A 26623-nucleotide genomic window follows, 5' to 3' on the forward strand; every position below is an offset into this window, starting at 1 on the left:
TGATGTCGGCCTCCTGAGTTCACGGTCTTGGCCACGCAGCGGTCATTCATCCGCCAGCGTCATCTCGACCCGGTTGGCCGGTTTCAAGTACTGCTGACCTTGCTGGTCAGCTGGTACGTTCACGGCGCCTGCACGTCTGCTGACCTCGGCCAATTCGGCGTGAACCTGCTTGCGGCTTAAAGAACCCGCAGCACCTCAAACTGCTGTCGGATTGGAGCGACCTGTATCGACACCTCATCACCCTCGCATTTGCCCAGCATTGCCCTACCCAAAGGGGCTTCGCTGCTGATGACCTGAACAAGCTGAGCGCCGCTGACCAACGTCATGCTGCCCCCATCCGGGCCGAGAAAGAGCTGTTGCTGCTTGTCGTCGGAATCGGCCAGGCAGACCAGTGCGCCGAGCCGTATTCCTATGCTGGCGTCGTAGGGACGCGGGCGGAATTGGCGCCAATTGGCCATCGCCTGGCGTATGGCTTCGGCGCGCCGAGCTTGGCCGGTGGCCAGGTAGGCGGCTTCGAGTCCCAATGTGTCGTATTTGTTTTCGGCGATGTTCTCTTCGTGAGTCGCCGTTTCATGGGCTGCCCGCACTGCCTGTTCGGCTTGCAGCAGGTCTTCGGCGAGCCGTTCCAGCACCTGCTGTTGCAGCAAAACTTTATCCATGACGAAAGGTCGGTATCTCGAACAAGCGGGGGCATGTTTTGATTGTGAAGGGCTCCAGAAGCCTTCGACGCTTCTGTTGGCTGCAGCTTAACTTCAGCAATGGGCCCGAAGGCGACGATCAGACGTCGTGACTGAAAGACAGCTCGCAGTCTTGACCGGCCGCAGGCCGACGCCGAATGACGAACCGTTCATGGCTGGGACTTCCCACTCGCTATAGCGCCAGTAAGCTGATGTTCGCTCCCTGAATCGGATTGACGAAGGGCCGCTTCCCGCAGCGGTGATGCGCGACACCCCGGCAAAGTACGGTCGGCGGCGGGCGCCGTACAGCAGATCAGAAAGGCCGTCCTAAGACCCGAAGGGGGCCGTTCTCATGCCGCTACTTGCAACTCAACCGGTGGAGAACTCGCCCTGGTAGCCAGCACATCCAGATAGTCCGCCCACCGCTGGAGCATCACGGTCCGCTGCTTGAGATACTGCGTACGGTTGTAGGCACGGCCATTGGCGTCCTTGACGGCGTGCGCCAACTGGGCTTCGATCACCAGCGGATCGATCTCCAGCGTTTCAGCCAGTAAGGTCCGGGCTGTTGCCCGGAAGCCATGAACCGTCTGCACGGTCGGGCCGTACCCCAAGGTCAGAAGCGCTGCACGCAGAGTGTTGTCCGAGATCGGTCGCTCATGACTGCGCTCGCCCGGAAAGACCAGCGTACCGTGGCCCGTAATGGGATGCAGCTTGCGCAGCAACTCCACCGCCTGCCTGGGCAGGGGCACCAAGTGCGGATCACCATGTTGCTTGCCATCGACGCGCCGCTTCATCCGCGCAGCGGGCACGGTCCAAAGCGCCCCGTCGAAATCGATCTCGGCCCAGGCCGCCGCTCGCAGTTCGTTCGGACGCTGAAAAAGCATGGGCGCCAGCTGAAGTGCCGTACGCACGATGGCTCCGCCTTGGTAGCCCCGAATGACGCGTATCAGCGTCCCCAGTGGGGCAGGATCGGTGATTGCCGCAAAGTGCCGCTTCTTGTGGGGCGTGAGTGCCCCCTTGAGATCCGCCGTGATATCGCGCGGCGCCCGCGCAGTCGCCACCGCATAGCGCCACACCGCGCGTGCCGTCATCAGCACGCGACCGGCCACGTCGAGAGCGCCACGCTCCTCGACACGGCGCAGGGCCGCCAACAACTCGATGGCCTCGATTTCGCTGATGCGACGAGTAGCGAAGTACGGAAACAGGTCCTTTTCCAGGTTGCGCTTCTCGCGCGTGGCGTAGTGGCCGCTCCAGCGCTCATGGTGCTTGTCGAACCACTCGAGCGCCGTCTCTCGAAAGGTATCGCCGGTGTTCACGGCCGCCTTGAGCTTGACCACCTGGCGCGCCTGTATGGGATTGATTCCGGAAGCCTTCTGGGCTTTGGCAGCATCACGGGCCTTCCTCGCCGCCGCAAGGCTTACGTCGGGATAGGAGCCCAAGGCGAATTTTTTCTCGACCCCCGCAATCCTGAACTTCCAGAACCACCGACGAGAACCCGAGGCCGAAACCTCCAGATAGAGGCCGCCCGCGTCGGCGTAGCGTGCCTGCTTTCGGTCAGGCGGGCAGGAGGCATTGCGGCATGCGGCATCGGTCAACGGCATGGGGGTACATCCAGGAGGGTGGGGGTACAAAACCGCCGCACCAGGGGGTTCAGGCGGTTTGTACCCCCTTTTGTACCCCCATTTGGCGCTGGCAGTCACCGGATTTCAGTGTATGCCTCCGGACCCGATTCGCCAATTTCCCCAATGAAAAAGGGCGTCCGGTGGATGAAACCGGACGCCCTTGGACGTTTTATTGGTCGGTGTGAAAGGATTCGAACCTTCGACCCCTTGCACCCCATGCAAGTGCGCTACCAGGCTGCGCCACACACCGAAGCTCTCAATTATAGCCGGCTGAAATCACCGTCCGACGATCAGCAGCTCACGAATTTCAAAAAGCTCGCGGCGCAGGTGCAGCAACTGCGATGGATCGACCGTGCGAGGCGCGGTCTTGGGCTCGGTCTCGGGGCTGGCCCTGTCTTCTTCCTGGTGGATGGCCGCCTCGAACTCTTCCTGGTCGATCTCGACGGCTTCCATGCCCTCGAGCGGCACCACGCCGGCCTTGCGCCGCTCGCGCTCGCCCTGCACCAGCTCCTGCAGCTTGTTGCGCGCGCCGCTGATGGTGAAGCCCTGGTCGTAGAGCAGGTCGCGGATGCGGCGGATCATGAGCACCTCGTGGTGCTGGTAGTAGCGCCGGTTGCCGCGCCGCTTCATGGGCCGCAGTTGCGTGAACTCCTGCTCCCAATAGCGAAGCACGTGCGGCTTGACGCCGCAGAGCTCGCCCACCTCACCAATGGTGAAGTAGCGTTTGACGGGAATGGGCGGGAGCGTTTTCTCCATTGAAATCAAGACCGTGCGCGGGAAACCTTAGAGATTACTCTACGCACGCGCCGGGCACCAAGCACTTATTCGGCGCCCAGGCTCCACTCGACCTCGGAACTGCCGCCCTGCTCGATGCTTCCGTGGATTTGTTCCTTGAGCTTGGCGCTCGCATGGAAGGTGGCCACGCGCCGCTCGCCGATCGGAATGGCCTCGCCGGTGCGCGGGTTGCGGCCCGGCCGCGGCGCCTTCACGCGGATCTGGAAGTTGCCGAAGCCGGAGATCTTGACGTCGGTGCCCTCGATCAGGCTGTTGGCGATCAGGTCGAAGAAGGCCTCGACCATGTCCTTGGATTCGCGCTTGTTGAGGCCGATCTGTTCGAACAGCAGATCGGCCAGGTGCGCCTTGGTGAGTGCGGGCGTTTCGAGAGCTTCGAGCGTGAATTCCGCAGCGTTCATTCTCATCAACCTCTCAGGCGTGCGCCGAGTCTGGCGCTCAGTTGTTCGACGATGGCACGCACGGCCGGTTCCACCTGCTCGTCGGTGAGCGTGGCGCTGTCGTCCTGGAAGCTCAGCCGGACCGCCATGCTCTTCTCCCCTTGCGCCAGTCCGCCCGATGCCGGCACCGCACCGTCGCGCGCAGGTTGCGGACGATAGATGTCGAACAGCGTGGCGTCACGCAACAGCCCTTGCGCTGCCGGCGCCGAATGAATGGCCTGCATCAGCGCATTGTGCGTGACGGCTTCGGCCACCACCACGGCAATGTCGCGCTCCACCGCCTGGTGCCTGGGCACCGGCTGGGCCACGGGCACGGGCCGCGCGGCGACGGCATCGAGGTCGAGCTCGAACAGCACCGGCGCCAGCGCGAAGTCCCACTTCTGGCGCCAGCGCGGATGCAGTTCGCCGATGAAGCCGATGGCCCTGCCGTCGACCAGCACGCGCGCCGAGCGGCCGGGGTGCAGGGCCGGATGCTCGGCCGGCTCGAAGCTCGGCACCCGCGGTGCGAGCAGCGCTTCGACGTCGCCCTTGGCATCGTAGAAATCGACGCGCTGCGGCTTGCCGTCCCAGCGCGCTTCCTCCGCGTCGCCCCAGGCGAGGCCGGCCACGCGCATGGGCTGGTCGACGCCGCGCACGGTGCTGTCGGTGGTGGCCACGCTGTCGTCGCGCATGAACACGCGGCCTACTTCGAATACGCGAACGCGCGGCGCCTTGCGGTCGAGGTTGAACTTGAGCACCTGCAGCAGCGAGCCCAGCAGGGACGAACGCATCACGCTCATCTGGCTGGCAATGGGGTTGAGGAGCTTCACCGGATTGGCGTTGCCGGCCAGGTCCTGCTCCCAGTGCGCCTCGACGAAGCTGAAGTTGATGGTTTCCTGGTAGCCGAGCGCGGCCAGGCTGCGGCGCACCGCGAAGCGGCTGCGCCGGGCCTCGGGCCGCACGCGCGCGGTGATGGGCGCGAGCGGCGCGGTGGTCGGCAGGTTGTTGAAGCCGACCAGGCGCGCGACCTCTTCGATCAGGTCTTCCTCGATCAGCAGGTCGAAGCGATGCGGCGGCGGCGTCACGGTCAACGTGCCCTCGCCTTCGCTCAGCGCAAAACCGAGGCGGCGCAGCGCATCGGCGCATTGCGCCTGGGTGAGCGGCATGCCGATGACGCGCGCGGCGCGCGCCACGCGCAGCGTGACGGGCATGGCCTCGGGCACGTTCAGGATCTTGTCGTCCATGGCGCCGGCCTGGCCGCCGCAGATCTCGATGATGAGCTGCGTGATGCGCTCGATGATTTCCACCGTGCGGCTCGGATCGACGCCGCGCTCGTAGCGGTGCCCCGCATCGGTCGAGAAGTTGAAGCGGCGCGAGCGGCCCTGCACGGCTTCGGGCCACCAGAACGCGGCCTCGACGTAGATGTTGCGCGTGTCGTCGGACACCGAGGTGGCATCGCCGCCCATGATGCCCGCGAGCGATTCGACGGCCTGGTCGTCGGCGATCACGCCGACCTTGTCGTCGACGCCGATGGTGTTGCCATTGAGCAGCTTGAGCTGCTCGCCCGCCTTGCCCCAGCGCACCGTGAGGCCGCCGTGGATCTTGTCGAGGTCGAAGATGTGGCTGGGCTGGCCGTACTCGAACATGACGTAGTTCGAGATGTCGACCAGCGGCGTCACGCTGCGCTGGCCGCAGCGCGCCAAGCGATCGACCATCCACGCGGGCGTGGCCACCTTGGTGTTCACGCCGCGCACGATGCGGCCCGAGAAGCGGCCGCAGAGCTCGGGCGCTTCCACCTTGACCGGCAGCACGTCGGCAAACGACGCGGCCACCGGCGCGATGGCGGGCGTCTTGAGCGGCGCACCGGTCAGCGCCGCAAGCTCGCGCGCCACGCCGTACACGCTCAGGCCATGCGCGAGGTTGGGCGTGAGCTTGAGCGTGAGCAGCGCGTCGTCGAGCTTGAGCACGTCGCGCACATCGGCGCCAATGGGCGCGTCGGCGTCGAGTTCGAGCAGGCCGCCGTGGTCTTCGCTGAGCTTCAGTTCGCGCGCCGAGCACAGCATGCCCTGGCTTTCCACGCCGCGCAGCTTGCCGAGCTTGATGAGGAAGGGCTTGCCGTCTTCACCGGGCGGCAGTTCGGCGCCGACCAGCGCGCAGGGCACCTTGATGCCGACGCGCGCATTGGGCGCGCCGCACACGATGTTGAGCAAGGCGCCCTGCCCCGCGTCGACCTGGCACACGCGCAGGCGGTCGGCGTTGGGGTGCTGCACGGCTTCTTTGATTTCGCCGACCACGATGCGGCTGAAGGGCGGCGCCACGGGGCGGCGCTCCTCGACCTCGAAGCCGCCCATGGTGAGCGTTTCGGCCAGTGCGGCGCTGTCGAGGGGCGGGTTGCAGAACTCGCGCAGCCAGGATTCCGGGAATTGCATCTCTTCGATCTCGTATTCGGTTTCTGTTTCTATGGACGGGTGCTTACTGGAACTGCGAGAGGAAGCGCAGGTCGCCGTCGAAGAAGAGGCGCAGGTCGTTCACGCCATAGCGCAGCATGGTGAGCCGGTCGGGGCCCATGCCAAAGGCAAAGCCGATGTAGCGCTCGGGGTCGAGCCCCATGTTGCGCACCACGTTCGGATGCACCTGGCCCGAACCCGCGACCTCGAGCCAGCGGCCGGCCAGCGGGCCGCTCGCAAACTGGATGTCGATCTCGGCGCTCGGCTCGGTGAACGGGAAGAAGCTCGGACGGAAGCGCAGCACGAGGTCGTCGCTCTCGAAGAAGGTGCGGCAGAAGTCGGTGAACACGACCTTCAGGTCCTTGAAGCTCACGTTCTCGCCGAGCCACAGGCCTTCGCACTGGTGGAACATGGGCGAGTGCGTGGCGTCGCTGTCGACGCGGTAGGTGCGGCCGGGTGCGATCACGCGGATCTCGGGCGCCTTGACGGTGCCGGTGGCATCGGCGGCCGCGGCTGCGAATTCAGCCGCGTACTTCTTGATGTGCTGATGCGCATAGCGCACCTGCATCGGGCTGGTGTGCGGACGCAGGTTGTAGGGAATGCCGTCGTCGCCGTTCAGGTCGACATAGAAGGTGTCCTGCATCGAACGCGCAGGATGGTTCGGCGGGTTGTTGAGCGAGGTGAAGCTGTGCCAGTCGCTCTCGATCTCGGGGCCGTCGGCCACGTCGAAGCCCATGCTCGAGAAGATCTCCTCGATGCGCTCCAGCGTGCGGCTCACGGGGTGCAGGCCACCCGGGATGCGGCGGCGGCCGGGCAGGCTCACGTCGAGCGCCTCGGCGCGCAGCTGCAGCGAAAGCTCTTCGTCGGCCAGCTGCTGGCGCCGTTCGGTCAGCGCGGACTCGATGGCCTGCTTGGCCACGTTGATGGCGGCGCCGCGCGACTTCTTCTCGTCGACGCTGAGCGCGGCCATGCCCTTCATCAGCTCGGTGATGCGGCCCGACTTGCCGAGGAACTGGGCCTTGGCGTTTTCGAGCTCGGCGGGCGTTTTCGCTTCGGCGAAGGCGGCGCGGGCGGTGGCGACAAGGGAGTCCAACTCGTTCATAGCAACAAAAATTAGGCGGGAAATAAAAAAAGAGCTGGAGCCTTTTCAAGCGCCAGCCCTTGTGCCGTGGGCGCAGGAAGCCGCCCGAAGGCGGCACCCCTGCTGTGCAGAATCAAGCAGCCAGCTTGGCCTTGACCTGCTCCACGATGCCGGCAAAAGCGGCCTTGTCGTGCACTGCGATGTCCGCAAGCATCTTGCGGTCGATCTCGATCCCGGCCTTGCGGATGCCGTTGGCGAACTGGCTGTAGGTCAGGCCCAGTTCACGCGAGGCGGCGTTGATACGCGCGATCCACAGTTGACGGAATACGCGCTTCTTGGTGCGGCGGTCACGGTAGGCATATTGCCCAGCCTTCATCACCGCCTGTTTGGCGATGCGGAAGACATTGCCGCGGCGACCGCGGAAACCCTTGGCGAGTGCGAGAACTTTCTTGTGGCGGGCGCGAGCCGTTACACCACGTTTGACGCGAGGCATGTGTGTACTCCTTGTTCGTCTGAGTTAAATGCCACGGCCGGGCAGCATGGCGGCGACAGAAACCATGTTGGTCTCATGCACTGCGACTGCACCACGCAGGTGACGCTTGTTCTTGGTGGTCTTCTTCGTCAAGATGTGACGCTTGAAGGCTTGACCGCGCTTGACGGTGCCACCGGGACGAACGCGGAAACGTTTTTTCGCGCTGCTCTTGGTCTTCATTTTGGGCATGTGAATGCTCCTTTAATTTGTGCTCGTGAGGCGCCGCGGATACTCCACGGACTTGTTGGCCCCGAGACACTTCTTTATCCCGCCCCTGCCTGCCCTTCTTGCGAAGCGCCGGCAGCGGCGAAATTCTTCAAACCCTGCTGACTCTCTTTACCTGCCGCCGTGGCAGCCTTTTCAGGCCGCCGCGGGCGCCGATGCTTCCGAAGAAGCCGGCTTTGCGGCACCACCGCCGCCACCCGGCTTCTTGCGGCCCGGCGCGATCATCATGATCATTTGCCGGCCTTCGAGCTTGGGGAACTGCTCCACGACGATCAGGTCGCCCAGCTCATCACGGATTCGCTGCAGCAGCGCCAGGCCGAGCTCCTGGTGCGTGATCTCGCGGCCGCGGAAGCGCAGCGTGATCTTGCATTTGTCGCCCTCTTCAAGAAAGCGCTTGATGTTGCGCATCTTGATGTTGTAGTCGCCGTCGTCGGTACCGGGGCGGAACTTGATTTCCTTGACCTCGATGACCTTCTGCTTCGACTTGGCCTCGGCCGCCTTCTTCTGCTCGTGGTACTTGAACTTGCCGTACTCGATCAGACGGCACACGGGCGGATTGGCCGCGGCAACGACCTCTACCAGATCCACGTCAGCCTCACCGGCGAGGCGCAAGGCCTCGGAGAGACTCATAACACCCAATGGCTCGTTTTCCGGGCCTACAAGGCGGACTTCCGGGGCCATGATTTCCCGGTTCAGGCGGTGTTGGCGTTCCTCGCGGTGGCGGCGGTCGCGAAATGCAGTAGCGATGGTCAGAATCCTTCAAAAATTGCTACAAAATCTGTAGCGGAAGCCGGGTCAGTCCTCGCGGACAAGCGGCATGATTGGGACGAGAAGCACATATGAGGGTGCTTCCGGGACAAATCAACGCTTGTCAGCAACATCCTGGACGAGCCGTTGCACGAACGATTCGAGGGACATTGCACCGAGGTCTTGATTGCCCCGGGCGCGCACTGCGACGGCACCAGCTTCCTTTTCTTTGTCGCCCACGACAAGGATGTAGGGAAGCTTTTGCAACGAATGCTTGCGTATTTTATACGTAATCTTCTCGTTGTGCAGATCCAGCTGGACCCTAAGCCCTTGATTCTGCAGCGTTTTCGCCACTGAAGCGGCGTAGTCGGCCTGTCCTTCGCTGATGTTGAGCACCGCCACCTGCACCGGAGCGAGCCATGCGGGCAGCGCGCCGGCATGGTGTTCGATCAGCATGCCGATGAAGCGCTCGAGGCTGCCGACGATGGCGCGGTGCAGCATGACGGGGTGGGCGCGGCCGCTCGTTTCCGTCACGTATTCGCCGCCCAGGCGCTCGGCCGTGTTGAAGTCGACCTGCATCGTGCCGCACTGCCACTGGCGGCCCAGCGCGTCCTTCAGCGTGTATTCGATCTTGGGGCCGTAGAAGGCGCCGTCGCCGGGCGAGATGATGAAATCGACGCCCGAGCGGCGCAGCGCCTCCATCACGGCGTGCTCGGCCTTGTCCCACAGTTCGTCGGAGCCCACGCGGTTGTCGGGCCGCGTGGCCACCTTGTAGAGGATGTCCGTGAAGCCGAAGTCGGCATAGACCTTCTGCAGCTGCGCCGTGTAGGCCACGCACTCTTCGAGGATCTGGTCCTCCGTGCAGAAGATGTGGCCGTCGTCCTGCGTGAAGCCGCGCACGCGCATGATGCCGTGCAGCGCGCCGCTGGGTTCGTTGCGGTGGCACTGGCCGAACTCGCCGTAGCGCAGCGGCAGGTCGCGGTAGCTGCGCAGGTCGCTCTTGAAGATGAGCACATGGCCCGGGCAGTTCATCGGCTTGAGCGCGTATTCGCGCTTTTCCGACTCCGTCGTGAACATGTTGTCGCGGTAGTTCTGCCAGTGGCCCGTTTTCTCCCACAGGCTCTTGTCGAGGATCTGCGGGCCCTTCACTTCCCAGTAGCCCGTGTCGCGGTAGATGCCGCGCATGTACTGCTCCACCGCCTGCCACACGGCCCAGCCCTTGGGGTGCCAGAACACCACGCCCGGCGCCACTTCGTCGATGTGGAACAAGTCCAGTTCCTTGCCGAGCTTGCGGTGGTCGCGCTTCTCGGCTTCCTCGATGCGCTGGATGTACTGGTCGAGCTGCTTCTTGTCGGCCCAGGCCGTGCCGTAGATGCGCTGCAGCTGCTCGTTCTTGGCGTCGCCGCGCCAGTAGGCGCCGGCGAGCTTCGTGAGCTTGAAGACCTTCAGGAAGCGCGTGTTCGGCACGTGCGGGCCGCGGCACATGTCGACGTATTCCTGGTGGTAGTACAGGCCCATGGCCTGCTCGTCGGGCATGTCCTCGACGAGGCGCAGCTTGTAGTCCTCGCCGCGCGACTTGAAGACCTCGATGACCTCGGCGCGCGGCGTCATCTTCTTGACCACGTCGTAGTCCTGCGCAATGAGCTCGCGCATGCGCGCCTCGATGGCGGCCATGTCCTCGGGCGTGAAGGGGCGCTCGTAGGAGATGTCGTAGTAGAAGCCCTCCTCGATCACCGGACCGATGACCATCTTGGCCGTCGGGTAGAGCTGCTTCACCGCGTGGCCGACCAGGTGGGCCGTCGAGTGGCGGATGATCTCCAGGCCCTCGTCGTCCCTGGGCGTGATGATCTGGAGCCTGGCGTCATGGTCGATGACGTCGCTGGCATCGACGAGCTTGCCGTCGACCTTGCCGGCCACCGTCATCTTGGCGAGCCCGGGTCCGATGGACTGGGCAACTTCGGCCACCGAAACCGGGCCGGGGAACTCGCGGCGCGAGTTGTCGGGAAGCGTGATCTGGATCATGGAAAACCTCGGGCGAAAAAACAAAAAGCGCGGTGACTGGCCGCGCTTTGCTTGGGATGAGAGCTGGAAGAAACCAGCGAGCGCGGGCTACCGGCCCTTTTCTTCGGAGACGAAGAAAAAGCCGCTGAATCCTTGCGGAGTAGTTCGCGGTGTCATAACCAAGGTGCCTTTCTCGCTCTTGTTGGGTGCAGAGACCGCAATTCTATCCGCTGGCCGCCGGGCACAAAAAAAGCCCGGCGCTCGGCCGGGCTCGAAGGTGACAGCGAAATTGTTGTGCTGGCGGATTCAGCGGATCAGTGGAATTGCTCTTCCTCGGTCGAGCCGGTCAGCGCCGTGACGCTGGACTTGCCGCCCTGGATGACCGTGGTCACCTCGTCGAAGTAGCCGGTGCCGACTTCCTGCTGGTGCGAGACGAAGGTGTAACCGCGATCGCGCGCTGCGAACTCGGGCTCCTGCACCTTCTCGACGTAGGCGGACATGCCGCGCTGCACGTAGTCTTGCGCCAGGTCGAACATGTTGAACCACATCGAGTGGATGCCGGCCAGCGTGATGAACTGGTACTTGTAGCCCATGGCGCCGAGTTCCTTCTGGAACTTGGCGATGGTGGCGTCGTCGAGGTTCTTCTTCCAGTTGAACGACGGCGAGCAGTTGTAGGCCAGCATCTTGCCGGGGTGCACCTTGTGGACCGCGTCGGCGAACTTCTTGGCGAACTCGAGGTCGGGCGTGCCGGTTTCGCACCACACCAGGTCGGCGTAGTGGGCGTAGGCAATGGCGCGGCTGATGGCCTGGTCGATGCCCTTCTTGGTCTTGTAGAAGCCTTCGGCGGTGCGTTCGCCGGTGAGGAAGGGCTTGTCGTTCTCGTCGTAGTCGCTGGTGATGAGGTCGGCGGCTTCGGCGTCGGTGCGGGCAATCACGAGCGTCGGCGTGCCGCAGACGTCGGCGGCCATGCGCGCGGCGATGAGCTTCTGCACGGCCTCGGTGGTGGGCACGAGCACCTTGCCGCCCATGTGGCCGCACTTCTTGACCGAGGCGAGCTGGTCTTCGAAGTGCACGCCGCCGGCGCCGGCCTTGATCATGGCCTTCATCAGCTCGAAGCCGTTCAGCACGCCGCCGAAGCCGGCCTCGGCATCAGCGACGATGGGGGCGAAGTAGTCGACATAGCCCTTGTCGCCGGGGTTCACGTTCTTGGACCACTGGATCTCGTCCGCGCGCCGGAAGGTGTTGTTGATGCGCTCGACCACGGTCGGCACCGAGTCCACCGGGTACAGCGACTGGTCCGGGTACATCGACGAGTAAGTGTTGGCGTCCGCGGCAACCTGCCAGCCCGACAGGTAGATGGCCTTCACGCCCGCCTTCACCTGCTGCATGGCCTGGCCGCCCGTGAGCGCGCCGAGGCAGTTGACGTAGGGCTCGTTGTTCACCAGCTCCCAGAGCTTCTCGGCGCCGCGGCGCGCCAGCGTGTGCTCGATGGGGAAGGAACCGCGAAGGCGCACGACGTCGGCGGCGCTGTAGCCGCGCTTGATGCCCTTCCAGCGGGGATTGGTGGCCCATTCTTTCTCGAGGGCGGCAATTTGCTGTTCGCGGCTCAATTGTTCGGTGAGGGTCTGGGGCATGGTCACTCCGTGAGGTTGATTGAAAGGATCGGGCGCTGCGGCCGTGGAGCTACTCTAAACCGAAGCCGGACTCTTATGTCTTATAGAAGACATATTTTTAATCCATAAAAATCAACCACTTACAAAGACATTTCTCAATGCGAAATTATTTTTCTCATATCGAGAAAAAATATTGCGCCGCAGCAGCCGTCTTTTTCGCAATGTGCAATCGATCTTTCAGGCGTGAAAACCGAACACCGAAAACACCTCAGCTGGCCGCGGCGTGCGCCATCCAGTCGCCGCTGTCGATCACCGCGCGCCCCTCGATGCGCGACGGATGGATCTCGTAGACCAGGCATTCGAAGCGCTGCGCACCCGCTTCCACGATCAGGTGGCGGCGGATGTATTCGCCGGAGCCGTCGTCGGCGACGCCCTCGAGCCGGTCGAGTTCGGCCTCCACCTGTTGCGCGATGCGGTAGATCTCGCCAACCACGCGCCGCTCGCCGCCGAGCACCGCGCCGGGGTAGGCACCCAGGTCGTACAGCGTCGCGGCAATGCACGCGTCGGCCACGTGGACCGGCGCGGGCCGGTAGCGTGCGATGTCGTTGCGCCCGCCGCGGCGCAGGGTGCCGTAGACAAAGACGTGGTGCTGCGCGCTTGCGTCCGGCACGCCATCGGGCTCGGGGGATTGGGGCATCATCGAATCCATCGTTCCAACAAAGCCGTCCAGTCTATTGAACACCACTGCTCCCGCCAGCCGCCTGCTGGCCTATGGCTGCCTGGCCCTGAGCATGTCGCTCGTCGGCGGCTACGTCGCCCTCTCCAAGCCCCTTGTAGCGGCCTTTCCGGTGCTGCTGCTCGCCTGGCTGCGCTTCGGCATCGCGGCGCTGGCCATGCCGCACTGGCTGCGGCGCGCACCGGGCGAGCCGCCGATGAGCGCACGCACGCGCGGGCTGGTCTTTCTCGAATCGTTCCTCGGCAACTTCCTGTTCTCGATCTGCATGCTGTTCGGCGTGAGCCTGACGAGCGCGGTGTCCGCGGGCGTGATCATGGCGTCCATCCCGGCGGCCGTGGCGGTGGCGAGCTGGCTGTTCCTGCGCGAGCGCATCACGTTGCGCATCGGCCTGGCCATCGGCTGCGCTGCCATCGGCATCGGCCTGCTGGCCTTGACGCCAGCGCATGCACCAGCGGCGGGCAACAACGGCGCCGCTGCGCCTTCGATGCCGTGGCTCGGCAACCTGCTCGTGTTCTGCGCGGTGCTCTGCGAAACGGCCTATGCGGTGATCGGCAAGTCGCTCACCGGCCGCCTCGGCCCCAAGCGGATCTCCTCGCTCATCAACCTGTGGGGCTTCGTGCTGTCGATGCCCTTCGGCATCTGGTTGGCGCTGCAGTTCGACTTCACGGCGGTGCGCCTTGGAACCTGGGCGCTGCTCGTGGTCTATGCGCTGGCCGCGAGCATCTGGACCGTGTGGCTCTGGATGACCGGATTGCGCCATGTGCCTGCTGCGCAAGCGGGCGTGTTTGCCGTGATGCTGCCCGTGAGCGCGGCCCTCGTGGGCGTGCTGGTGCTCGGCGAAAGCCTCTCTGCGGCGCAGTTGCTGGCATTCGCTCTTGCACTGGTTGGCGTGGTGCTGGCGACCTGGCCCGCGCCCCGAAGCTGAAAACCGCGGGTTCTCCCCTCTGAAAAAACAACAACTCCCAATGAAAAAACCGCTTTTTCCCTTGGAAACGCGTTTTTTCTCCTTTAGCATCCGCAATGCCACTGGAGACGCAAGTTTTTCATTGGTGACTGTTTAACCAAAAAAGGAAATCAACCATGGCAACTGCAAAGAAGGCTCCGGCCAAGAAAGCTCCGGCAAAGAAGGCCGCTCCCGCAAAGAAGGCTGCGGCTCCTGCGAAGAAGGCCGCACCGGCCAAGAAGGCGGCTCCCGCAAAGAAGGCTGCTGCTCCTGCGAAGAAGGCTGCACCGGCGAAGAAGGCTCCTGCAAAGAAAGCCGCTCCCGCCAAGAAGCGCACGCCCAACGCTGCGTTCATGAAGGCCCTGACCCCCAGCCCGGCACTCGCCGCCGTTGTGGGCTCGACGCCTCTGCCGCGCACCGCAGTCGTGAGCAAGCTGTGGGACTACATCAAGAAGAACAACCTGCAGGACAAGGCCAACAAGCGCAACATCAACGCCGATGCCAAGCTGAAGGAAATCTTCGGCAAGCCGCAAGTGTCGATGTTCGAACTGGCCGCGCTGATCGGCAAGCACGTCAAGTAAGCACCCGGGGGCCCCGCGCTCCCGCATCAGAAAGCCGGCTCATGCCGGCTTTTTTTTCGCCTGCGGCAGCGCCGCGTCCTCCTCGAAGAAGCGCGCCGGCGTGCAGCCGAAGTTCTTGCGGAAGGTCTCGATGAACGCGCTCACCGAGCTGTAGCCGACCGTCAATGCCGCGGCCGTGACCGACTCGCCGAGGCTCAGCCGCTCGACGGCCTTCAGCAGGCGCGCCTGCTGCCGCCACTGCGCAAAGCTCAATCCGGTCTCGCGCGCGAAGCGGCGCGTGAGCGTGCGGCGCGCCATGCCGATGCGGTGCGCCCACTGGTCGATGGTGTCGGGCATGGCCGGATCGTTCGCGAGCGCCGCGGCCATCGCCGCCAGGCGCTTGTCCTCGGGCATCGGCAGGTGGAGCGACGGCGTTGTTGCGCTGGCAGCCAGTTCGTCGATCAGCACGGCGGCAAGGCGCAGGCGGCGCTCTTCGAACGCCGCCCGCGGAGCATCGAGCGATGCCAGCCGATCGACCAGCGCCCGGATCAGCGGCGTCGTGGCGAACACATGCGGACCGCCCGGCAGGCCCGCCGCCATCGCCGGTTCGATGTGCAGGCTCCAGCCCACGGTGGCGCCGAAGCTCTGCGCCGCATGCGCGCAGCGCGGTGCGATCCAGCCGATCCACCCCGGAGGCTGCACCCAGCGCCCCGATGGCGTCTCGATGAGCTGCAGCCCCTTGCGCAAGGCGAACAGCTGTCCGGTCTGGTGCGCGTGATAGCCGGTGGCACGCGGCCCCTCGGAGGCGTTGATCCAGAGGCTGACCGGTGCCTCAGCCAACATGCCTGGCCCGCCGGAGGTATCGATTGGCCCCGTGCCGCAAGCCGCAGGGCGCACCGCTGCCTAGCATCGGGTCCATCTTCTCGACGCCTTCAAAGGAACGCACATGCAAGCCCAGGATGTATTGCCCGACGGACAGGATTTCGTGACCAGGAACGGAATCCCCTTGCGCAAGGGTTCGGTCGCCGCCTTTCTCGCGAACGCGCAGTTGCTGCAGGACCCCGGCGCGACCGCCGAGGCAATGCAGGCTGCCGAGCGCGACCTGGTCGCGCTGCTGCCCACGCTCGAAGCACTCGGCCTCTTCGACGTGTTCGAGTTGCGCTCGCCCGCCCTGCGCGACAAGGTGGCGCGCCATCGCTCAACGCTCATCGGTTCTGCGCCTGCTGCTGCGCCGCGCGCCTGATCGAGCCCAGCGTGCCGCGCGTGGTGATCACCTCGGGGTCCAGCGGGATCTCGATCAGCGTGCCGGTGTCGGCCGCCAGCGCGCGCAGCAGCGCGGCCTCGAACTGCGCGGTTTCGCTCACGCGCTCGGCCGCGTAGCCGTAGGCCCGCGCGAGGCCGCAGAAGTCGGGGTTGCGCAGCGCGGTGCCGCTCTCGCGCTCTGGATATTCGCGCTCCTGGTGCATGCGGATGGTGCCGAACATGCCGTTGTTCAGCAGCACGATGATGCTCTTGCCTCCGTGCTGCGCAGCAGTCGCGAGCTCCTGTCCGGTCATCAGGAAATCGCCGTCGCCCGCAATCGTGAAGGCCACCCGGCCCGTCGCCAGGTTGGCGGCGATGCCCGCCGGCACGCCGTAGCCCATCGCGCCGCTGGTGGGCGCCAGCTGCGTCTTGTGGCCCTTTGCCAGGCCGTGGTAGCGGAAGTAGCGGTGCACCCAGCTCGCGAAGTTGCCGGCGCCGTTGGTGACGGCCGCGTCCGGTGGCAGGTGCTTCTGCAGCAGCGCGACGACCGCCGCCATGTCGACCGGGCCGCGCGGGGCTTCGGCCGGCATGCCGGCGAGCGCCTGCGGCTCGAGGTTCGCCTCGTAGTCGGCACGGGCCTGTACCGCCCACTCCTCCCACGGCAGCGTGGGCGGCGCGCTCAGCACTTCGAGGCTGCGCGCAGCGGCGCTCATGCCGGCGTTGATGGCCAGGTCGGCCTGGTAGACGCGGTTGAGCTCCTCGGCGCTGGCATGGATGTGCACCAGCGTCTGCTTCGCCTTGGGTGCCTCGAGCAGCGTGTAGCCGCCGGTGGTCATCTCGCCGAGCCGCGGGCCGATCGCGAGGATGAGGTCCGCATCCTTCACGCGCTGCGCGAGCTTCGGGTTGATGGCGATGCCGACGTCGCCCGCATACAACGGATGGTGGTTGTCGAAAGTGTCCTGGAAGCGGAAGGCATTGGCCACCGGCAGCCGCCAGTTCTCGGCAAAGCGCTGCAGCGCCTGCGCGGCCTGCGCCGTCCAGCCGCCGCCACCCGCGATCACCAATGGCCGCTGCGACTTCAGCAGCAGTTCGCGCAGCGTGCGCAGCGCGCCCGGGTCGCTCCAGGGCTGCACCGCCTCCACGCGCTTCAGCGGCCGCGCCGCGGTCTGGCTGCGCAGCATGTCTTCCGGCAGTACCAGCACCACCGGCCCCGGCCGGCCGTTCATCGCGGTGGCGAAGGCGCGCGCCACGTATTCGGGAATGCGGTTGGCGTCGTCGATGCGCTCCACGCGCTTGGCAAAGCCCTTGGTGCCCGGGCCGAAGAAGCTGCCGTAGTCCACTTCCTGGAAGGCTTCGCGGTCGCGGAAGTCGCTGCCGACGTCGCCGACGAACAGCACCATCGGCGTCGAATCCTGGAAAGCGGTGTGCACGCCGATCGATGCATTGGTGGCGCCGGGTCCGCGCGTCACGAAGCACACGCCCGGGCGGCCCGTGAGCTTGCCGTGCGCCTCTGCCATGAAGGCCGCGCCGCCCTCCTGCCGGTTGGCGATGAAGCGAGCCCGCCCGCGGTAGGCGTGGAAGCCGTCGAGCACCGCCAGAAAGCTCTCGCCGGGCACGCCGAACGCGATCTCCATGCCCTGCTCGACCAGGCATTCGACGATCAGGTGGCCGGCCGGTTGTGATGTACTCATGGGAAGTCGAACCTCAGCTGCAATGTCTCCGGCAATTATGTGCGCCCGCCCCCAACGCCTTGCGTTAATTCACCAATTGGTTAAATTCGCGCCATGAAGGCCTCCAAGGAATCCCCGTCCGAAGCGGCCGAGCCGCGTTCGCGCGATGCCGACCGCTCGCAACTCGCCATCCTTGCGTCGGCGCGCGACGAGTTCGCCCAGCGCGGCCTGGCCGGTGCGCGCATGGACAGCATCGCCGAGCGCGCAGGCCTCAACAAGCGCCTCATCTACTACTACTTCGGCAGCAAGGACGACCTGTTCCTGGCAGTGCTCGAGCGCACCTACGCCGACATCCGCGAGGCCGAGCAGCGGCTGCACCTGGACGAGATCGATCCGGTCGAGGCCATTCGCCAGCTGGTCTCGTTCACCTGGCACTACTACCTCGAGCACCCCGAGTTCATCACGCTGCTGAACAGCGAGAACCTGCATTGCGCGGCGCACCTGAAGCGCTCCGAGCGCATCCAGGAAATGAACTCGCCGCTGGTGCAGATGCTGGACACGGTGCTCGAGCGCGGCCGGCGCGACAAGCTGTTCCGCGCCGGCGTGGACCCGGTGCAGCTCTACATCTCGATCGCCTCGCTGTGCTACTTCTACCTCTCGAACAACCACACGCTCTCGGCCATCTTCGGCCGTGACCTGCGCGCGCCCAAGGCGATGGCCCAGCGCCTTTCGCACATGACCGACCTCGTGCTGGGCTACGTCCTGCACTGAGCCTGCGGCCCCCTCCAGGCCCCGATCCTCCGGGTATTCACTAGGCAGCGGCGGTTGACGCTGCGGCGCAGCCCTTCCTAAAATCGCTAATTCACTTATTGGTGAATTGATTGATTCAAGACAGCGGCCCCACCGCGCGGAGACAACCGACCATGAAGCAACTCGTACGCACCACCGCCCTTGCGGCGCTCACCTGCCTGGGCGCACTGCTGCCCGGCCTCGCCTCCGCGCAGAACGGCTATCCCAGCAAGCCGATCCGCGTGATCGTGCCGTTCGCGGCCGGCAGCACCACCGACATCATTGCCCGCGCGATCGCCGACAAGATGGGCGCGAGCATGGGCCAGGCGCTCGTCATCGACAACCGCGGCGGCGCGAGCGGCACCATCGGCCAGCAGGCGGTGGCCACGGCCGCACCGGACGGCTACACGATCATGATCCACTCGTCGTCGCACACGGTGAGCCCCTCCACCTTCGCCAAGCTGCCGTTCGACACGGTGAGCGACTTTGCCGGCATCACGCCGATCTCGTCGCTGCCCAACGCGCTGGTGATCTCGCCGGCGAAGAACATCAAGACGCTGCCGCAATTGCTGGCCGCCGCGCGCGCCAAGCCCGGCAGCATGAACTTCGCATCGGCCGGCCAGGGCAGCGCCACGCACCTGAACGCCGAGAAGTTCAAGATGGCCGCGAAGATAGATGCCACCAACATCCCCTTCAAGGGATCGGGCGAGGCCGTCACCGAGGTGCTCTCGGGCCGCGTCGACTACTACTTCTCGCCCATCGCGCCGGTGATCGGCCAGATCAAGGAGGGCCAGCTGCTCGCGCTCGCCGTCGGCTCGCCCAAGCGCGCCGCCGCCCTGCCCGACGTGCCCACCACCAGCGAGGCCGGCGTGCCCGGCTCGGAGTTCAATTTCTGGATCGGGATGATGGCGCCCGCCAAGACGCCGCGCGACATCGTCCACCGCCTGCACGACGAAGTGGCAAAGGCGCTGGCCACGCCCGAGGTGAAGGAGCGCTTCCTCAAGCTGGGCGCCGATGCCTGGACGCTCAAGCCCGAGCAGTTCGACGCCTACATCAAGGACGAGATCGCGAGCAATGCCCAGCTCGTGAAGGCCGCGGGCCTCTCGGTCCAGCAATAGCAAGCCTCCTTCGAAAAGCCCCCGGGTCGTCTTCATGCTCCGCAAGCTGCTGCTTTCTCCGGCCCTGCGCCCGTTCCTCTTGATCCTGTTGCTGCTGGTGCTGTGGGACTTGGCGATCCGGCTCTTCAGGATTCCGGCCTACCTGATTCCGCCGCCGTGGGAGGTGGTGAAGCAGCTCGTGGCCGAATGGCCGCGCCTGCTGGCCGAGAGCTGGAAGACCACGCTCGCCACGCTCGGCGGCTTCGGCCTGACGATCGTCATCGGCATTCCGATTGCGATGGTCATCGCCTACTCGCGGCTGGTCGAGTCGTACGTGTACCCGCTGCTGGTGTTCTCGCAGAGCATTCCCAAGGTGGCGATCGCGCCGCTGTTCGTGGTGTGGTTCGGCTTCGGCATCTTTCCGAAGGTGATCAGCGCGTTCCTGCTGGGCTTCTTTCCGGTGGTGGTGTCGACGGTGATGGGCTTCAAGTCGGTCGAGCCCGACATGCTCGACCTGGCCCGCTCGATGGGCGCGAGCCGGCTGCAGACTTTCTTCAAGATCAGCCTGCCGCAAGCCATGCCCGCGATCTTCAGCGGCCTGAAGGTGTCGGTGACGCTGGCCGTGGTGGGGGCGGTGGTCGGCGAGTTCGTCGGCTCCAACTCGGGCATCGGCTACGTGCTGCAGGTGGCCAACGGCAACTTCGACCTGCCGCTGATGTTCGCCGCGCTGGTGGTGCTGTCGAGCATCGGCGTGATTCTTTTCGTCGCGGTCGACCTCATCGAGCGCGTGATGATTCCGTGGCACGCCTCGCAGCGCCACGCGAACTGAGTTCCTTCGCCATACCCAGAAAACTCCAGGAGACAACGCCATGAAGAAACTGCTTCCCTCGCTGCTCGCCGCCGCGGCCCTCGCCAGCTTTGCCATCGCTCCCGCGCATGCGCAGGGCGACAAGCCCAAGGACAAGGTCACGCTGATGCTCAACTGGTACCTGTACAGCGAGCACGCGCCCTTCTTCCTCGGCAGGGAGAAGGGCTTCTACGCCGACGAGGGCATCGACCTGGAGATCCAGGAAGGCCGCGGCTCCGCCGTCACCGCGCAGGCGGTGGCCGCCAAGTCGGCCACCTTCGGCTACATCGATGTCACGACCATGATCAAGGCCGCCGCCAAGGGTGCACCGCTCAAGTCGACCGGCGTGCTGTTCCAGGTGAGCCCGATGTCGGTCATGGGCTTCAGCGAGAAGAACATCAAGACGCCCCAGGACATCATCGGCAAGACCGTGGCCGTCACGCCGGGCGACTCGATGTCGCAGATGTGGCCCCTTTTTCTCAAGGTCAACAACATCAAGCCCGAGCAGGTGAAGATCGTCTCGGGCGACGGCCAGACCAAGCTCAATGCGGTGATCAACGGCCAGGCCGACCTGCTGCTGGGCTATGTGATGGACCAGGCCATCAAGCTGCAGGACGCCACCGGCAAGCCCGTGACGCCGATCCGCTTTGCCGACTCGGGCGTGAACCAGATCAGCTCCGGCATCATCGCCAACAAGAACCTGCTGGCCGAGAACCCAGACCTCGTGAAGCGCTTCATGCGCGCCTCCACCAAAGCGGCCGAAGCCGCAGAGAAGAGCCCTGAAGCCGCCGTCGACGCCATGCTCAAGGCCAACCCCAAGGCCGGCGTGCGCGACACGCTGATCGTGGGCATGAAGCAGAGCGTGGCGCTCTATCACACGAAGGACACGGCCAACCAACGGCCGTTCCGCGTCGCGATGAAGAACGTGAACGACTCGCTCGACTTGCTGGTGCAGTACGGCGGCATGGATGCGTCCACGCGCGGCAAGCCGGAAGACTACGTGACGCTCGAGTTCTTGCCGAACTGACCCCTCCCGTCCGCGCGCCCGCTGTTGCCACCTCTCACGCATTCCATGTCCCAAGTCAACCTGATCGAAGCGCACGGCGTCTCGAAGACCTATCAAAGCAAGGACGGACCGGTCGAGTCGCTGAAGCCGCTGGACTTCGCCATCCAGGAAGGCGAGTTCGTCTCGGTCGTCGGACCTTCGGGCTGCGGCAAGAGCACCCTGCTCAAGATGGTGGCGGGCCTGCTGCCGATCAGCGGCGGCGAGCTCACGCTGGCGGGCAAGCCGATCCAGGGCCCTCAGAAGGACGTGGGCATCGTGTTCCAGAGCGCGGTGCTGCTGCCCTGGCGCAGCGTGCAAGACAACATCCTGCTGCAGGCCGAGATGCGCCACCTGCCCAAGGCGGCCTCCGAGGCCCGGGCGCGCGAGCTGATGGAGATGGCGGGCCTCAAGGGCTTCGAGGGCAAGTACCCCTGGCAGCTTTCGGGCGGCATGCAGCAGCGCGCGTCGATCTGCCGTGCGCTGCTGCACGACCCCTCGGTGCTGCTGATGGACGAGCCCTTCGGCGCGCTCGATGCGATGACGCGCGAGAAGATGAACCTCGAGCTGCAGCGCATCTGGATGGCCTCGAAGAAGACCGTGATGCTGATCACGCACAGCATCCCCGAAGCGATCTTTCTCTCGGACCGCGTGATCGTGATGAGCGAGCGCCCCGGCTCGATCGCTGCGGTCTACGACATCGACCTGCCGCGCCCACGCACGCTTGACGTGATGGCCTCGGCCGAATTCGGCGCCTACACCAGGCAGGTGCGCGCGCACTTTTTCTCGCAGGGCATCCTGGACCACTGAGCCGCATCCATGGACGCGCCCCGTTTCCACGTCGAGGAGATCCGGTTTGCCGAGCGCGATGTCGCGCTCAGGCTGCCGTTCCGCTTTGGCGCCGCCACCGTCACGGCCTGCCCCCAGGTGTACGTGCGGGCGCGCATCCGCTTCGAGAACGGCCGCACGGCCGAAGGCTCTGCGGCCGAGATGATGGTGCCGAAGTGGTTCGACAAGAACCCCGCGCTGACCAACGAGCAGAACTTCGAGCAGCTTCGGTTTGCGCTGCGCGATGCGCGCGAAGCCTATCTGGCCGAGGACGAAGCGCAGACCGCCTGGACGCATTTCGCGTCGAACTACGCCGCGCTGCAGGCCCGCGCGAAGGCCAAGGGCCTGCAGGCGCTGGTGGCGGGCTACGGCCCCGCGCTGATCGACCGCGCGCTGATGGATGCGCTGTGCCTGCACACGGGCCAGAGCTTTGCCGCGGCGATGAGCGCCAACCTGTGCGGCATCGACATCGCCGGCAGCGGACTGGCCGAGGACCTCGCCGGTTTCGACATGCCTGGCTTCCTGGCCAGCCGATCGCCGCGCGCCAGCATCGCGGCGCGCCACACGGTCGGCCTGGCCGATGCCATCGACGACAGCGACGCACTGCCCGATGCACCCACCGACGGCCTGCCCACCACGCTTGCCGCGGCGGTGCAACGCTACGGCCTCACGCATTTCAAGCTCAAGCTCTGCGGCCGCACGGCGCAGGACATCGCGCGCCTGGAACGCATCGCCCGCGTGATCGACGGCCACGCGCAGCTCGTGACGCTCGACGGCAACGAGCAGTACGCCGACGCCGGCGACTTCGCCGTCTTCCTCGACCGCATGCTGTCGACGCCCGTGCTGTGGAAGTTCGCGCAGAAGACCGCCTTCGTCGAACAGCCGATCCGCCGCGATGCCGCCCTGCAACGCGACGTGGCAGCGCTGGGCAAGCGCATCCCCCTGCTCATCGACGAATCCGACGCCACGCTCGATGCCTTCGTGCAGGCCCGTGCGCTGGGCTACACCGGCGTGTCGAGCAAGAGCTGCAAGGGCTTCTACAAGTCGGTCGTCAATGCGGCACGCTGCGCGCACTGGAACGCCCTGGAGAAGGCGAGCCGCTATTTCCTGTCCGGCGAAGACCTGACCATGCAGGCCGGCATCGGCGTGCAGCAGGACCTCGCGCTGGTCGGCTGGCTCGGCCTCTCGCATGTCGAGCGCAACGGACACCATTACGTCAACGGCCTTGCGGCCGTGCCCGAGGCGGAGCAGCAGGCCTTGCTGAAGCTGCATCCCGGCCTCTTCGAACCGAGCGACGGCGCCGTGCGCCTCGCCATCCGCGGCGGACAGCTCGACCTGTCGCCGCTCGCCACCGCGCCCGGCTTTGCCACCGGCAAGCCCGGCGCCGGCATCTCGTGGGACGCCATGCGTTCCGTCTACTGAAGCACCCCTCTCGCACCCAAGGAAGAAAACGATGGCCACCCAACGACTCGGAATCATCATGCACGGCGTCACCGGCCGCATGGGCATGAACCAGCACCTGATCCGCTCCATCTGCGCGATCCGCGCGCAAGGCGGCGTCACGCTGTCCAACGGCGACAAGGTGATGCCCGACCCGATCCTCATCGGCCGCAACGCCGAGAAGATGGAAGCACTCGCAGCGAAGCACGGCATCGCGCGCTGGGGCACCGACCTCGACGCGGCGCTCGCCAACAAGGACGACACGATCTTCTTCGACGCCGGCACCACGCAGATGCGCCCCACGCTGCTGGCCAAGGCCATCCGCGCCGGCAAGCACGTGTATTGCGAGAAGCCGATCGCCACCAACCTCAACGAGGCTGTCGAGATCGCGCGCCTGGCCGAAGGTTCGGGCCTGAAGCACGGCGCCGTGCAGGACAAGCTCTTCCTTCCGGGCCTGCGCAAGCTCGACATGCTGCGCCGCGCCGGCTTCTTCGGACGCATGCTCAGTGTGCGCCTGGAGTTCGGCTACTGGGTGTTCGAGGGCGACCTGCAGCCCATCCAGCGCCCGAGCTGGAACTACCGCAAGGAAGACGGCGGCGGCATGATCCTGGACATGATGTGCCACTGGCGCTACGTGCTGGACAACCTGTTCGGCGAGGTGAAGTCGGTCTCGTGCATTGGCGCCACCCACATCCCCAAGCGCTGGGACGAAGCCGGCAAGCCCTATGAAGCCACCGCCGACGACGCGGCCTACGCCACCTGCGAGCTCACCGGCCACAACGGCGAGCCCGTCATCGCGCAGATCAACATGAGCTGGGCCACGCGCGTGCGCCGCGACGACCTCGTGACCTTCCACGTCGACGGCACCGACGGCTCGGCCGTGGCGGGCCTGTCGAGTTGCCGCGCCCAGTCGCGCGTGGCCACGCCGCGCCCGGTGTGGAACCCCGACGAGAAGCAGATGATGAATTTCTTCGACCAGTGGCAGGAGATTCCGGATTCGCAGGTCTACGACAACGGCTTCAAGATCCAGTGGGAGCACTTCATTCGCCATGTGGTCGAGAACGAGCCCTACAAGTGGACGCTGCCCGAAGGCGCCAAGGGCGTGCAGCTGGTCGAGGCCGCGCTCGCGTCGTGGAAGGACCGGCGCTGGATCGACGTGCCGCAGCTGAAGATCTGAGGCGGCGGGCATGGCACTCACCCTGAACCTCCCCACCGCGAGCGGCTCGCTCGCGCCCTACGCCCTGCGCGGCACCGCGCCGGTGAAGCCCGATGCGGGCGTCAAGTTCAACCGCATCGCCTATTCGGCCGCGCACGTGGTGGCCGACCCGCTGGCCGCGATCGACCCATGGCTGCAAAGCGCGGTCGACTGGGACGCGACCATCGCCTACCGCCGCCACCTGTTCTCGCTGGGCCTGGGCGTGGCCGAAGCCATGGACACGGCGCAGCGCGGCATGGGCCTGGACTGGCCGACCTCGCTCGAGCTGATCCGCCGCTCGCTCGACGCGGCCAGGGACGTGCCGGGCGCGCGGGTCGCCTCGGGCTGCGGCACCGACCACCTGAACCTCGACGACGTGAAGAGCGTCGACGACGTGATCCGCGGCTACGAAGAGCAGATGGCGGCCATCGAAGCGCTGGGCGGCCAACTGATCGTGATGGCGAGCCGTGCGCTGGCGCGCGTGGCGCAGAGCCCCGCCGACTACGAGTGCGTGTACGGCCGCATCCTGTCGCAGGCGAAGCAGCCGGTGGTGCTGCACTGGCTGGGCGACATGTTCGACCCGGCACTGGCGGGCTACTGGGGCACGAAGGACGTCGACGCCGCGATGGACACCGCGATCGGCATCATTGCGGCGCATCCCGACAAGGTCGACGGCATCAAGATCTCGCTGCTCGACAAGGACAAGGAAATCGCGATGCGCCGCCGCCTGCCAAAGGGCGTGCGCATGTACACCGGCGACGACTTCAATTACGCCGAGCTGATTGCCGGCGACGGCTTCGGCAGCGAGCCCACGCACGGAAAGAGCGATGCGCTGCTCGGCATCTTCGACGCCATTGCTCCCGCAGCGAGCGCTGCCCTGGGCGCACTGGCGCAAGGCAACACCGAGAAGTACCACGCGATCCTCGGCCCCACGGTGCCGCTGTCGCGCCACATCTTTGCGGCGCCCACGCGCTTCTACAAGACGGGCGTGGTGTTCATGGCCTGGCTCAACGGCCACCAGAAGCACTTCACGATGGTGGGCGGCCAGCAGAGCACGCGCTCGCTGCAGCACTTTGCCGAGCTGTTCCGGCTGGCCGATGCGGCCAACCTGCTGGAGCAGCCGGAGCTCGCTGTGCGGCGCATGAAGACGCTGCTGGCGCTGCACGGCGTGGAGAGTTGATCGAAGCCATGCGCGACTTCTCACAGAACCACGACTGGCTGTCGATCAACACCGCCACCGTGCGCAAGCAGCTGGGTGCCGAGGTGCCGCTGGACCGCATCATCGACCAGTGCGCCGAACGCGGCATCCGCGCGATCAGCCCCTGGCGCGACCAGGTGGCGGCGGTCGGGCTCGACAAGGTCGCGAAGCAGCTGAAGGCGCACGGCATCGGCCTCTCGGGCTACTGCCGCGGCGGCTTCTTTCCGGCGGCCGATGCAGCGGGCCTCCAGGCCGCGCTCGACGACAACCGCCGCGCCATCGACGAGGCCAGGACGCTCGATGCGCCCTGCCTCGTGCTGGTGGTCGGTGCCCTGCCCGGCGCGCTCGAGGGCAAGGCCGCCTACAAGGACATTGCCCGCGCCCGCGGCGAGGTGCGCGACGGCATCGCCGCATCGCTCGAATACGCGCGCGAAGTCGGCATGCCGCTGGCCATCGAGCCCTTGCACCCCATGCAGGCGGCCGACCGCGCCTGCATCAACACGCTCGAACATGCGCTGGACATCTGCGACGAACTCGACGCGGGCAGGAGCGGCATGCTGGGCGTGGCGCTGGACATCTATCACGTCTGGTGGGATCCGAAACTGCAGCAGCAGATCGCCCGCGCCGGCCGCGAGCGGCTGCTGGCGTATCACGTCTGCGACTGGCTCACGCCCACGCGCGACCTGCTCTCCGACCGCGGGATGATGGGCGACGGCGTGGTCGAACTGAAGAAGATCCGCGGCTGGGTCGAGGACGCGGGCTTCGCGGGGTTCAGCGAAGTCGAGATCTTCTCGAACCTCGACTGGTGGCAGCGGCCTGGCAGCGAAACGCTCGACGCGTGTATTGAACGGCACAAGCAAGCTGTCTAGCGAAGACATTC

General features: G+C 65.7%; 26 protein-coding genes and 1 tRNA gene. 12 read left to right on the forward strand and 15 right to left on the reverse strand.

Features of this window, described 5'->3' with window-relative positions; translation table 11 throughout:
- Positions 1-176 precede the first annotated feature (176 nt).
- From FB547_RS22345 to FB547_RS22405, 13 genes are all read right to left on the reverse strand, one after another.
- Positions 177-659, reverse strand: a complete 483-nt coding sequence (locus tag FB547_RS22345; protein ID WP_145745857.1) for a GreA/GreB family elongation factor — start codon at positions 657-659, stop codon at positions 177-179.
- A 368-nt stretch (positions 660-1027) separates the two neighbouring features.
- On the reverse strand, positions 1028-2278 hold the full coding sequence (locus tag FB547_RS22350; protein WP_145745858.1) for a tyrosine-type recombinase/integrase: 1251 nt from the start codon (positions 2276-2278) through the stop codon (positions 1028-1030).
- Positions 2279-2472: 194 nt separating this feature from the next.
- A tRNA-Pro gene (locus FB547_RS22355) sits at positions 2473-2549 on the reverse strand.
- A 26-nt stretch (positions 2550-2575) separates the two neighbouring features.
- Complete coding sequence (locus tag FB547_RS22360) at positions 2576-3055, reverse strand: MerR family transcriptional regulator (RefSeq protein ID WP_145745859.1); 480 nt, start codon at positions 3053-3055, stop codon at positions 2576-2578.
- Between the two features lie 65 nt (positions 3056-3120).
- Positions 3121-3492 carry an integration host factor subunit alpha gene (locus FB547_RS22365; protein ID WP_145745860.1) on the reverse strand — a complete coding sequence of 124 codons (372 nt, stop codon included), beginning with the start codon at positions 3490-3492 and terminating at the stop codon, positions 3121-3123.
- A gap of 5 nt (positions 3493-3497) precedes the next feature.
- Positions 3498-5939: a phenylalanine--tRNA ligase subunit beta gene (pheT, locus tag FB547_RS22370; RefSeq protein ID WP_145745861.1), complete on the reverse strand. Its 2442-nt coding sequence runs from the start codon at positions 5937-5939 to the stop codon at positions 3498-3500.
- A gap of 43 nt (positions 5940-5982) precedes the next feature.
- The gene (gene pheS / locus FB547_RS22375; protein WP_145745862.1) at positions 5983-7059 is read right to left on the reverse strand and encodes a phenylalanine--tRNA ligase subunit alpha; all 1077 of its coding nucleotides are present in this window, start codon (positions 7057-7059) and stop codon (positions 5983-5985) included.
- Between the two features lie 112 nt (positions 7060-7171).
- The gene (gene rplT / locus FB547_RS22380) at positions 7172-7531 is read right to left on the reverse strand and encodes a 50S ribosomal protein L20 (protein ID WP_012747009.1); all 360 of its coding nucleotides are present in this window, start codon (positions 7529-7531) and stop codon (positions 7172-7174) included.
- A gap of 24 nt (positions 7532-7555) precedes the next feature.
- Positions 7556-7759, reverse strand: a complete 204-nt coding sequence (gene rpmI / locus FB547_RS22385) for a 50S ribosomal protein L35 (RefSeq protein WP_007832497.1) — start codon at positions 7757-7759, stop codon at positions 7556-7558.
- Positions 7760-7930: 171 nt separating this feature from the next.
- The gene (gene infC, locus FB547_RS22390) at positions 7931-8551 is read right to left on the reverse strand and encodes a translation initiation factor IF-3 (protein ID WP_080515731.1); all 621 of its coding nucleotides are present in this window, start codon (positions 8549-8551) and stop codon (positions 7931-7933) included.
- A gap of 105 nt (positions 8552-8656) precedes the next feature.
- On the reverse strand, positions 8657-10564 hold the full coding sequence (gene thrS / locus FB547_RS22395) for a threonine--tRNA ligase (RefSeq protein ID WP_145745863.1): 1908 nt from the start codon (positions 10562-10564) through the stop codon (positions 8657-8659).
- A gap of 293 nt (positions 10565-10857) precedes the next feature.
- The gene (gene aceA / locus FB547_RS22400; RefSeq protein ID WP_145745864.1) at positions 10858-12177 is read right to left on the reverse strand and encodes an isocitrate lyase; all 1320 of its coding nucleotides are present in this window, start codon (positions 12175-12177) and stop codon (positions 10858-10860) included.
- 247 nt (positions 12178-12424) lie between these two features.
- A complete protein-coding gene (locus FB547_RS22405; RefSeq protein ID WP_145745999.1) occupies positions 12425-12853 on the reverse strand; it encodes a gamma-glutamylcyclotransferase in 429 nt (142 codons plus the stop codon).
- A gap of 37 nt (positions 12854-12890) precedes the next feature.
- On the opposite strand from FB547_RS22405, the gene FB547_RS22410 reads away from it, so the two are divergent.
- Together FB547_RS22410 and FB547_RS22415 are read left to right on the forward strand one after the other, a co-directional pair.
- Positions 12891-13817 carry a DMT family transporter gene (locus tag FB547_RS22410; RefSeq protein ID WP_145745865.1) on the forward strand — a complete coding sequence of 309 codons (927 nt, stop codon included), beginning with the start codon at positions 12891-12893 and terminating at the stop codon, positions 13815-13817.
- 155 nt (positions 13818-13972) lie between these two features.
- Positions 13973-14416, forward strand: a complete 444-nt coding sequence (locus tag FB547_RS22415; RefSeq protein ID WP_012747003.1) for an SWIB/MDM2 domain-containing protein — start codon at positions 13973-13975, stop codon at positions 14414-14416.
- A gap of 39 nt (positions 14417-14455) precedes the next feature.
- Here FB547_RS22415 and FB547_RS22420 read toward each other — a convergent pair whose 3' ends face one another.
- The gene (locus FB547_RS22420) at positions 14456-15238 is read right to left on the reverse strand and encodes an AraC family transcriptional regulator (protein WP_145745866.1); all 783 of its coding nucleotides are present in this window, start codon (positions 15236-15238) and stop codon (positions 14456-14458) included.
- Between the two features lie 103 nt (positions 15239-15341).
- Between FB547_RS22420 and FB547_RS22425 the strand changes: the two genes are divergently transcribed.
- Positions 15342-15638, forward strand: coding sequence for a hypothetical protein (locus FB547_RS22425; protein WP_145745867.1), 297 nt, complete (start codon positions 15342-15344; stop codon positions 15636-15638).
- Here the strand turns inward: FB547_RS22425 and FB547_RS22430 are convergent.
- On the reverse strand, positions 15601-17328 hold the full coding sequence (locus FB547_RS22430) for a thiamine pyrophosphate-binding protein (RefSeq protein WP_145745868.1): 1728 nt from the start codon (positions 17326-17328) through the stop codon (positions 15601-15603). The genes FB547_RS22425 and FB547_RS22430 overlap by 38 nt on opposite strands.
- Positions 17329-17421: 93 nt before the next feature.
- Here FB547_RS22430 and FB547_RS22435 point away from each other — a divergent pair, with 93 nt between their 5' ends.
- From FB547_RS22435 to FB547_RS22475, 9 genes are all read left to right on the forward strand, one after another.
- The gene (locus FB547_RS22435) at positions 17422-18078 is read left to right on the forward strand and encodes a TetR/AcrR family transcriptional regulator (protein WP_145745869.1); all 657 of its coding nucleotides are present in this window, start codon (positions 17422-17424) and stop codon (positions 18076-18078) included.
- Between the two features lie 152 nt (positions 18079-18230).
- The gene (locus FB547_RS22440) at positions 18231-19214 is read left to right on the forward strand and encodes a tripartite tricarboxylate transporter substrate binding protein (RefSeq protein ID WP_145745870.1); all 984 of its coding nucleotides are present in this window, start codon (positions 18231-18233) and stop codon (positions 19212-19214) included.
- Between the two features lie 34 nt (positions 19215-19248).
- On the forward strand, positions 19249-20022 hold the full coding sequence (locus tag FB547_RS22445) for an ABC transporter permease (protein ID WP_145745871.1): 774 nt from the start codon (positions 19249-19251) through the stop codon (positions 20020-20022).
- Positions 20023-20062: 40 nt separating this feature from the next.
- The gene (locus tag FB547_RS22450) at positions 20063-21067 is read left to right on the forward strand and encodes an ABC transporter substrate-binding protein (protein WP_145745872.1); all 1005 of its coding nucleotides are present in this window, start codon (positions 20063-20065) and stop codon (positions 21065-21067) included.
- Positions 21068-21112: 45 nt separating this feature from the next.
- Complete coding sequence (locus tag FB547_RS22455; RefSeq protein WP_145745873.1) at positions 21113-21892, forward strand: ABC transporter ATP-binding protein; 780 nt, start codon at positions 21113-21115, stop codon at positions 21890-21892.
- A gap of 9 nt (positions 21893-21901) precedes the next feature.
- Entirely contained in the window at positions 21902-23332 is a 1431-nt protein-coding gene (locus FB547_RS22460) for an enolase C-terminal domain-like protein (protein WP_145745874.1), read from the forward strand.
- A 31-nt stretch (positions 23333-23363) separates the two neighbouring features.
- Positions 23364-24527, forward strand: coding sequence for a Gfo/Idh/MocA family protein (locus tag FB547_RS22465; protein ID WP_145745875.1), 1164 nt, complete (start codon positions 23364-23366; stop codon positions 24525-24527).
- A 10-nt stretch (positions 24528-24537) separates the two neighbouring features.
- Positions 24538-25725, forward strand: a complete 1188-nt coding sequence (locus FB547_RS22470) for a dihydrodipicolinate synthase family protein (RefSeq protein WP_145745876.1) — start codon at positions 24538-24540, stop codon at positions 25723-25725.
- Between the two features lie 8 nt (positions 25726-25733).
- Positions 25734-26612: a sugar phosphate isomerase/epimerase family protein gene (locus FB547_RS22475; RefSeq protein WP_145745877.1), complete on the forward strand. Its 879-nt coding sequence runs from the start codon at positions 25734-25736 to the stop codon at positions 26610-26612.
- The last annotated feature ends 11 nt before the right edge of the window (positions 26613-26623 follow it).

Origin of the sequence: Variovorax beijingensis, from assembly GCF_007828835.1 — a bacterium.
In the GTDB taxonomy this organism is placed as follows: domain Bacteria; phylum Pseudomonadota; class Gammaproteobacteria; order Burkholderiales; family Burkholderiaceae_C; genus Variovorax; species Variovorax beijingensis_A.

Coding starts and splice junctions, on each gene's coding strand:
- FB547_RS22365 (WP_145745860.1), bottom strand. CDS start 3,492: ATGAACGCTGCGGAATTCACGCTCGAAGCTCTCGAAACGCCCGCACTC.
- FB547_RS22475 (WP_145745877.1), top strand. CDS start 25,734: ATGCGCGACTTCTCACAGAACCACGACTGGCTGTCGATCAACACCGCC.
- FB547_RS22435 (WP_145745869.1), top strand. CDS start 17,422: ATGAAGGCCTCCAAGGAATCCCCGTCCGAAGCGGCCGAGCCGCGTTCG.
- FB547_RS22425 (WP_145745867.1), top strand. CDS start 15,342: ATGCAAGCCCAGGATGTATTGCCCGACGGACAGGATTTCGTGACCAGG.
- aceA (WP_145745864.1), bottom strand. CDS start 12,177: ATGCCCCAGACCCTCACCGAACAATTGAGCCGCGAACAGCAAATTGCC.
- FB547_RS22465 (WP_145745875.1), top strand. CDS start 23,364: ATGGCCACCCAACGACTCGGAATCATCATGCACGGCGTCACCGGCCGC.
- FB547_RS22440 (WP_145745870.1), top strand. CDS start 18,231: ATGAAGCAACTCGTACGCACCACCGCCCTTGCGGCGCTCACCTGCCTG.
- rplT (WP_012747009.1), bottom strand. CDS start 7,531: ATGCCTCGCGTCAAACGTGGTGTAACGGCTCGCGCCCGCCACAAGAAA.
- pheS (WP_145745862.1), bottom strand. CDS start 7,059: ATGAACGAGTTGGACTCCCTTGTCGCCACCGCCCGCGCCGCCTTCGCC.
- FB547_RS22350 (WP_145745858.1), bottom strand. CDS start 2,278: ATGCCGTTGACCGATGCCGCATGCCGCAATGCCTCCTGCCCGCCTGAC.
- FB547_RS22460 (WP_145745874.1), top strand. CDS start 21,902: ATGGACGCGCCCCGTTTCCACGTCGAGGAGATCCGGTTTGCCGAGCGC.
- FB547_RS22420 (WP_145745866.1), bottom strand. CDS start 15,238: ATGTTGGCTGAGGCACCGGTCAGCCTCTGGATCAACGCCTCCGAGGGG.
- FB547_RS22415 (WP_012747003.1), top strand. CDS start 13,973: ATGGCAACTGCAAAGAAGGCTCCGGCCAAGAAAGCTCCGGCAAAGAAG.
- FB547_RS22445 (WP_145745871.1), top strand. CDS start 19,249: ATGCTCCGCAAGCTGCTGCTTTCTCCGGCCCTGCGCCCGTTCCTCTTG.
- FB547_RS22360 (WP_145745859.1), bottom strand. CDS start 3,055: ATGGAGAAAACGCTCCCGCCCATTCCCGTCAAACGCTACTTCACCATT.
- rpmI (WP_007832497.1), bottom strand. CDS start 7,759: ATGCCCAAAATGAAGACCAAGAGCAGCGCGAAAAAACGTTTCCGCGTT.
- FB547_RS22455 (WP_145745873.1), top strand. CDS start 21,113: ATGTCCCAAGTCAACCTGATCGAAGCGCACGGCGTCTCGAAGACCTAT.
- FB547_RS22450 (WP_145745872.1), top strand. CDS start 20,063: ATGAAGAAACTGCTTCCCTCGCTGCTCGCCGCCGCGGCCCTCGCCAGC.
- FB547_RS22345 (WP_145745857.1), bottom strand. CDS start 659: ATGGATAAAGTTTTGCTGCAACAGCAGGTGCTGGAACGGCTCGCCGAA.
- pheT (WP_145745861.1), bottom strand. CDS start 5,939: ATGCAATTCCCGGAATCCTGGCTGCGCGAGTTCTGCAACCCGCCCCTC.
- FB547_RS22470 (WP_145745876.1), top strand. CDS start 24,538: ATGGCACTCACCCTGAACCTCCCCACCGCGAGCGGCTCGCTCGCGCCC.
- FB547_RS22405 (WP_145745999.1), bottom strand. CDS start 12,853: ATGCCCCAATCCCCCGAGCCCGATGGCGTGCCGGACGCAAGCGCGCAG.
- thrS (WP_145745863.1), bottom strand. CDS start 10,564: ATGATCCAGATCACGCTTCCCGACAACTCGCGCCGCGAGTTCCCCGGC.
- FB547_RS22430 (WP_145745868.1), bottom strand. CDS start 17,328: ATGAGTACATCACAACCGGCCGGCCACCTGATCGTCGAATGCCTGGTC.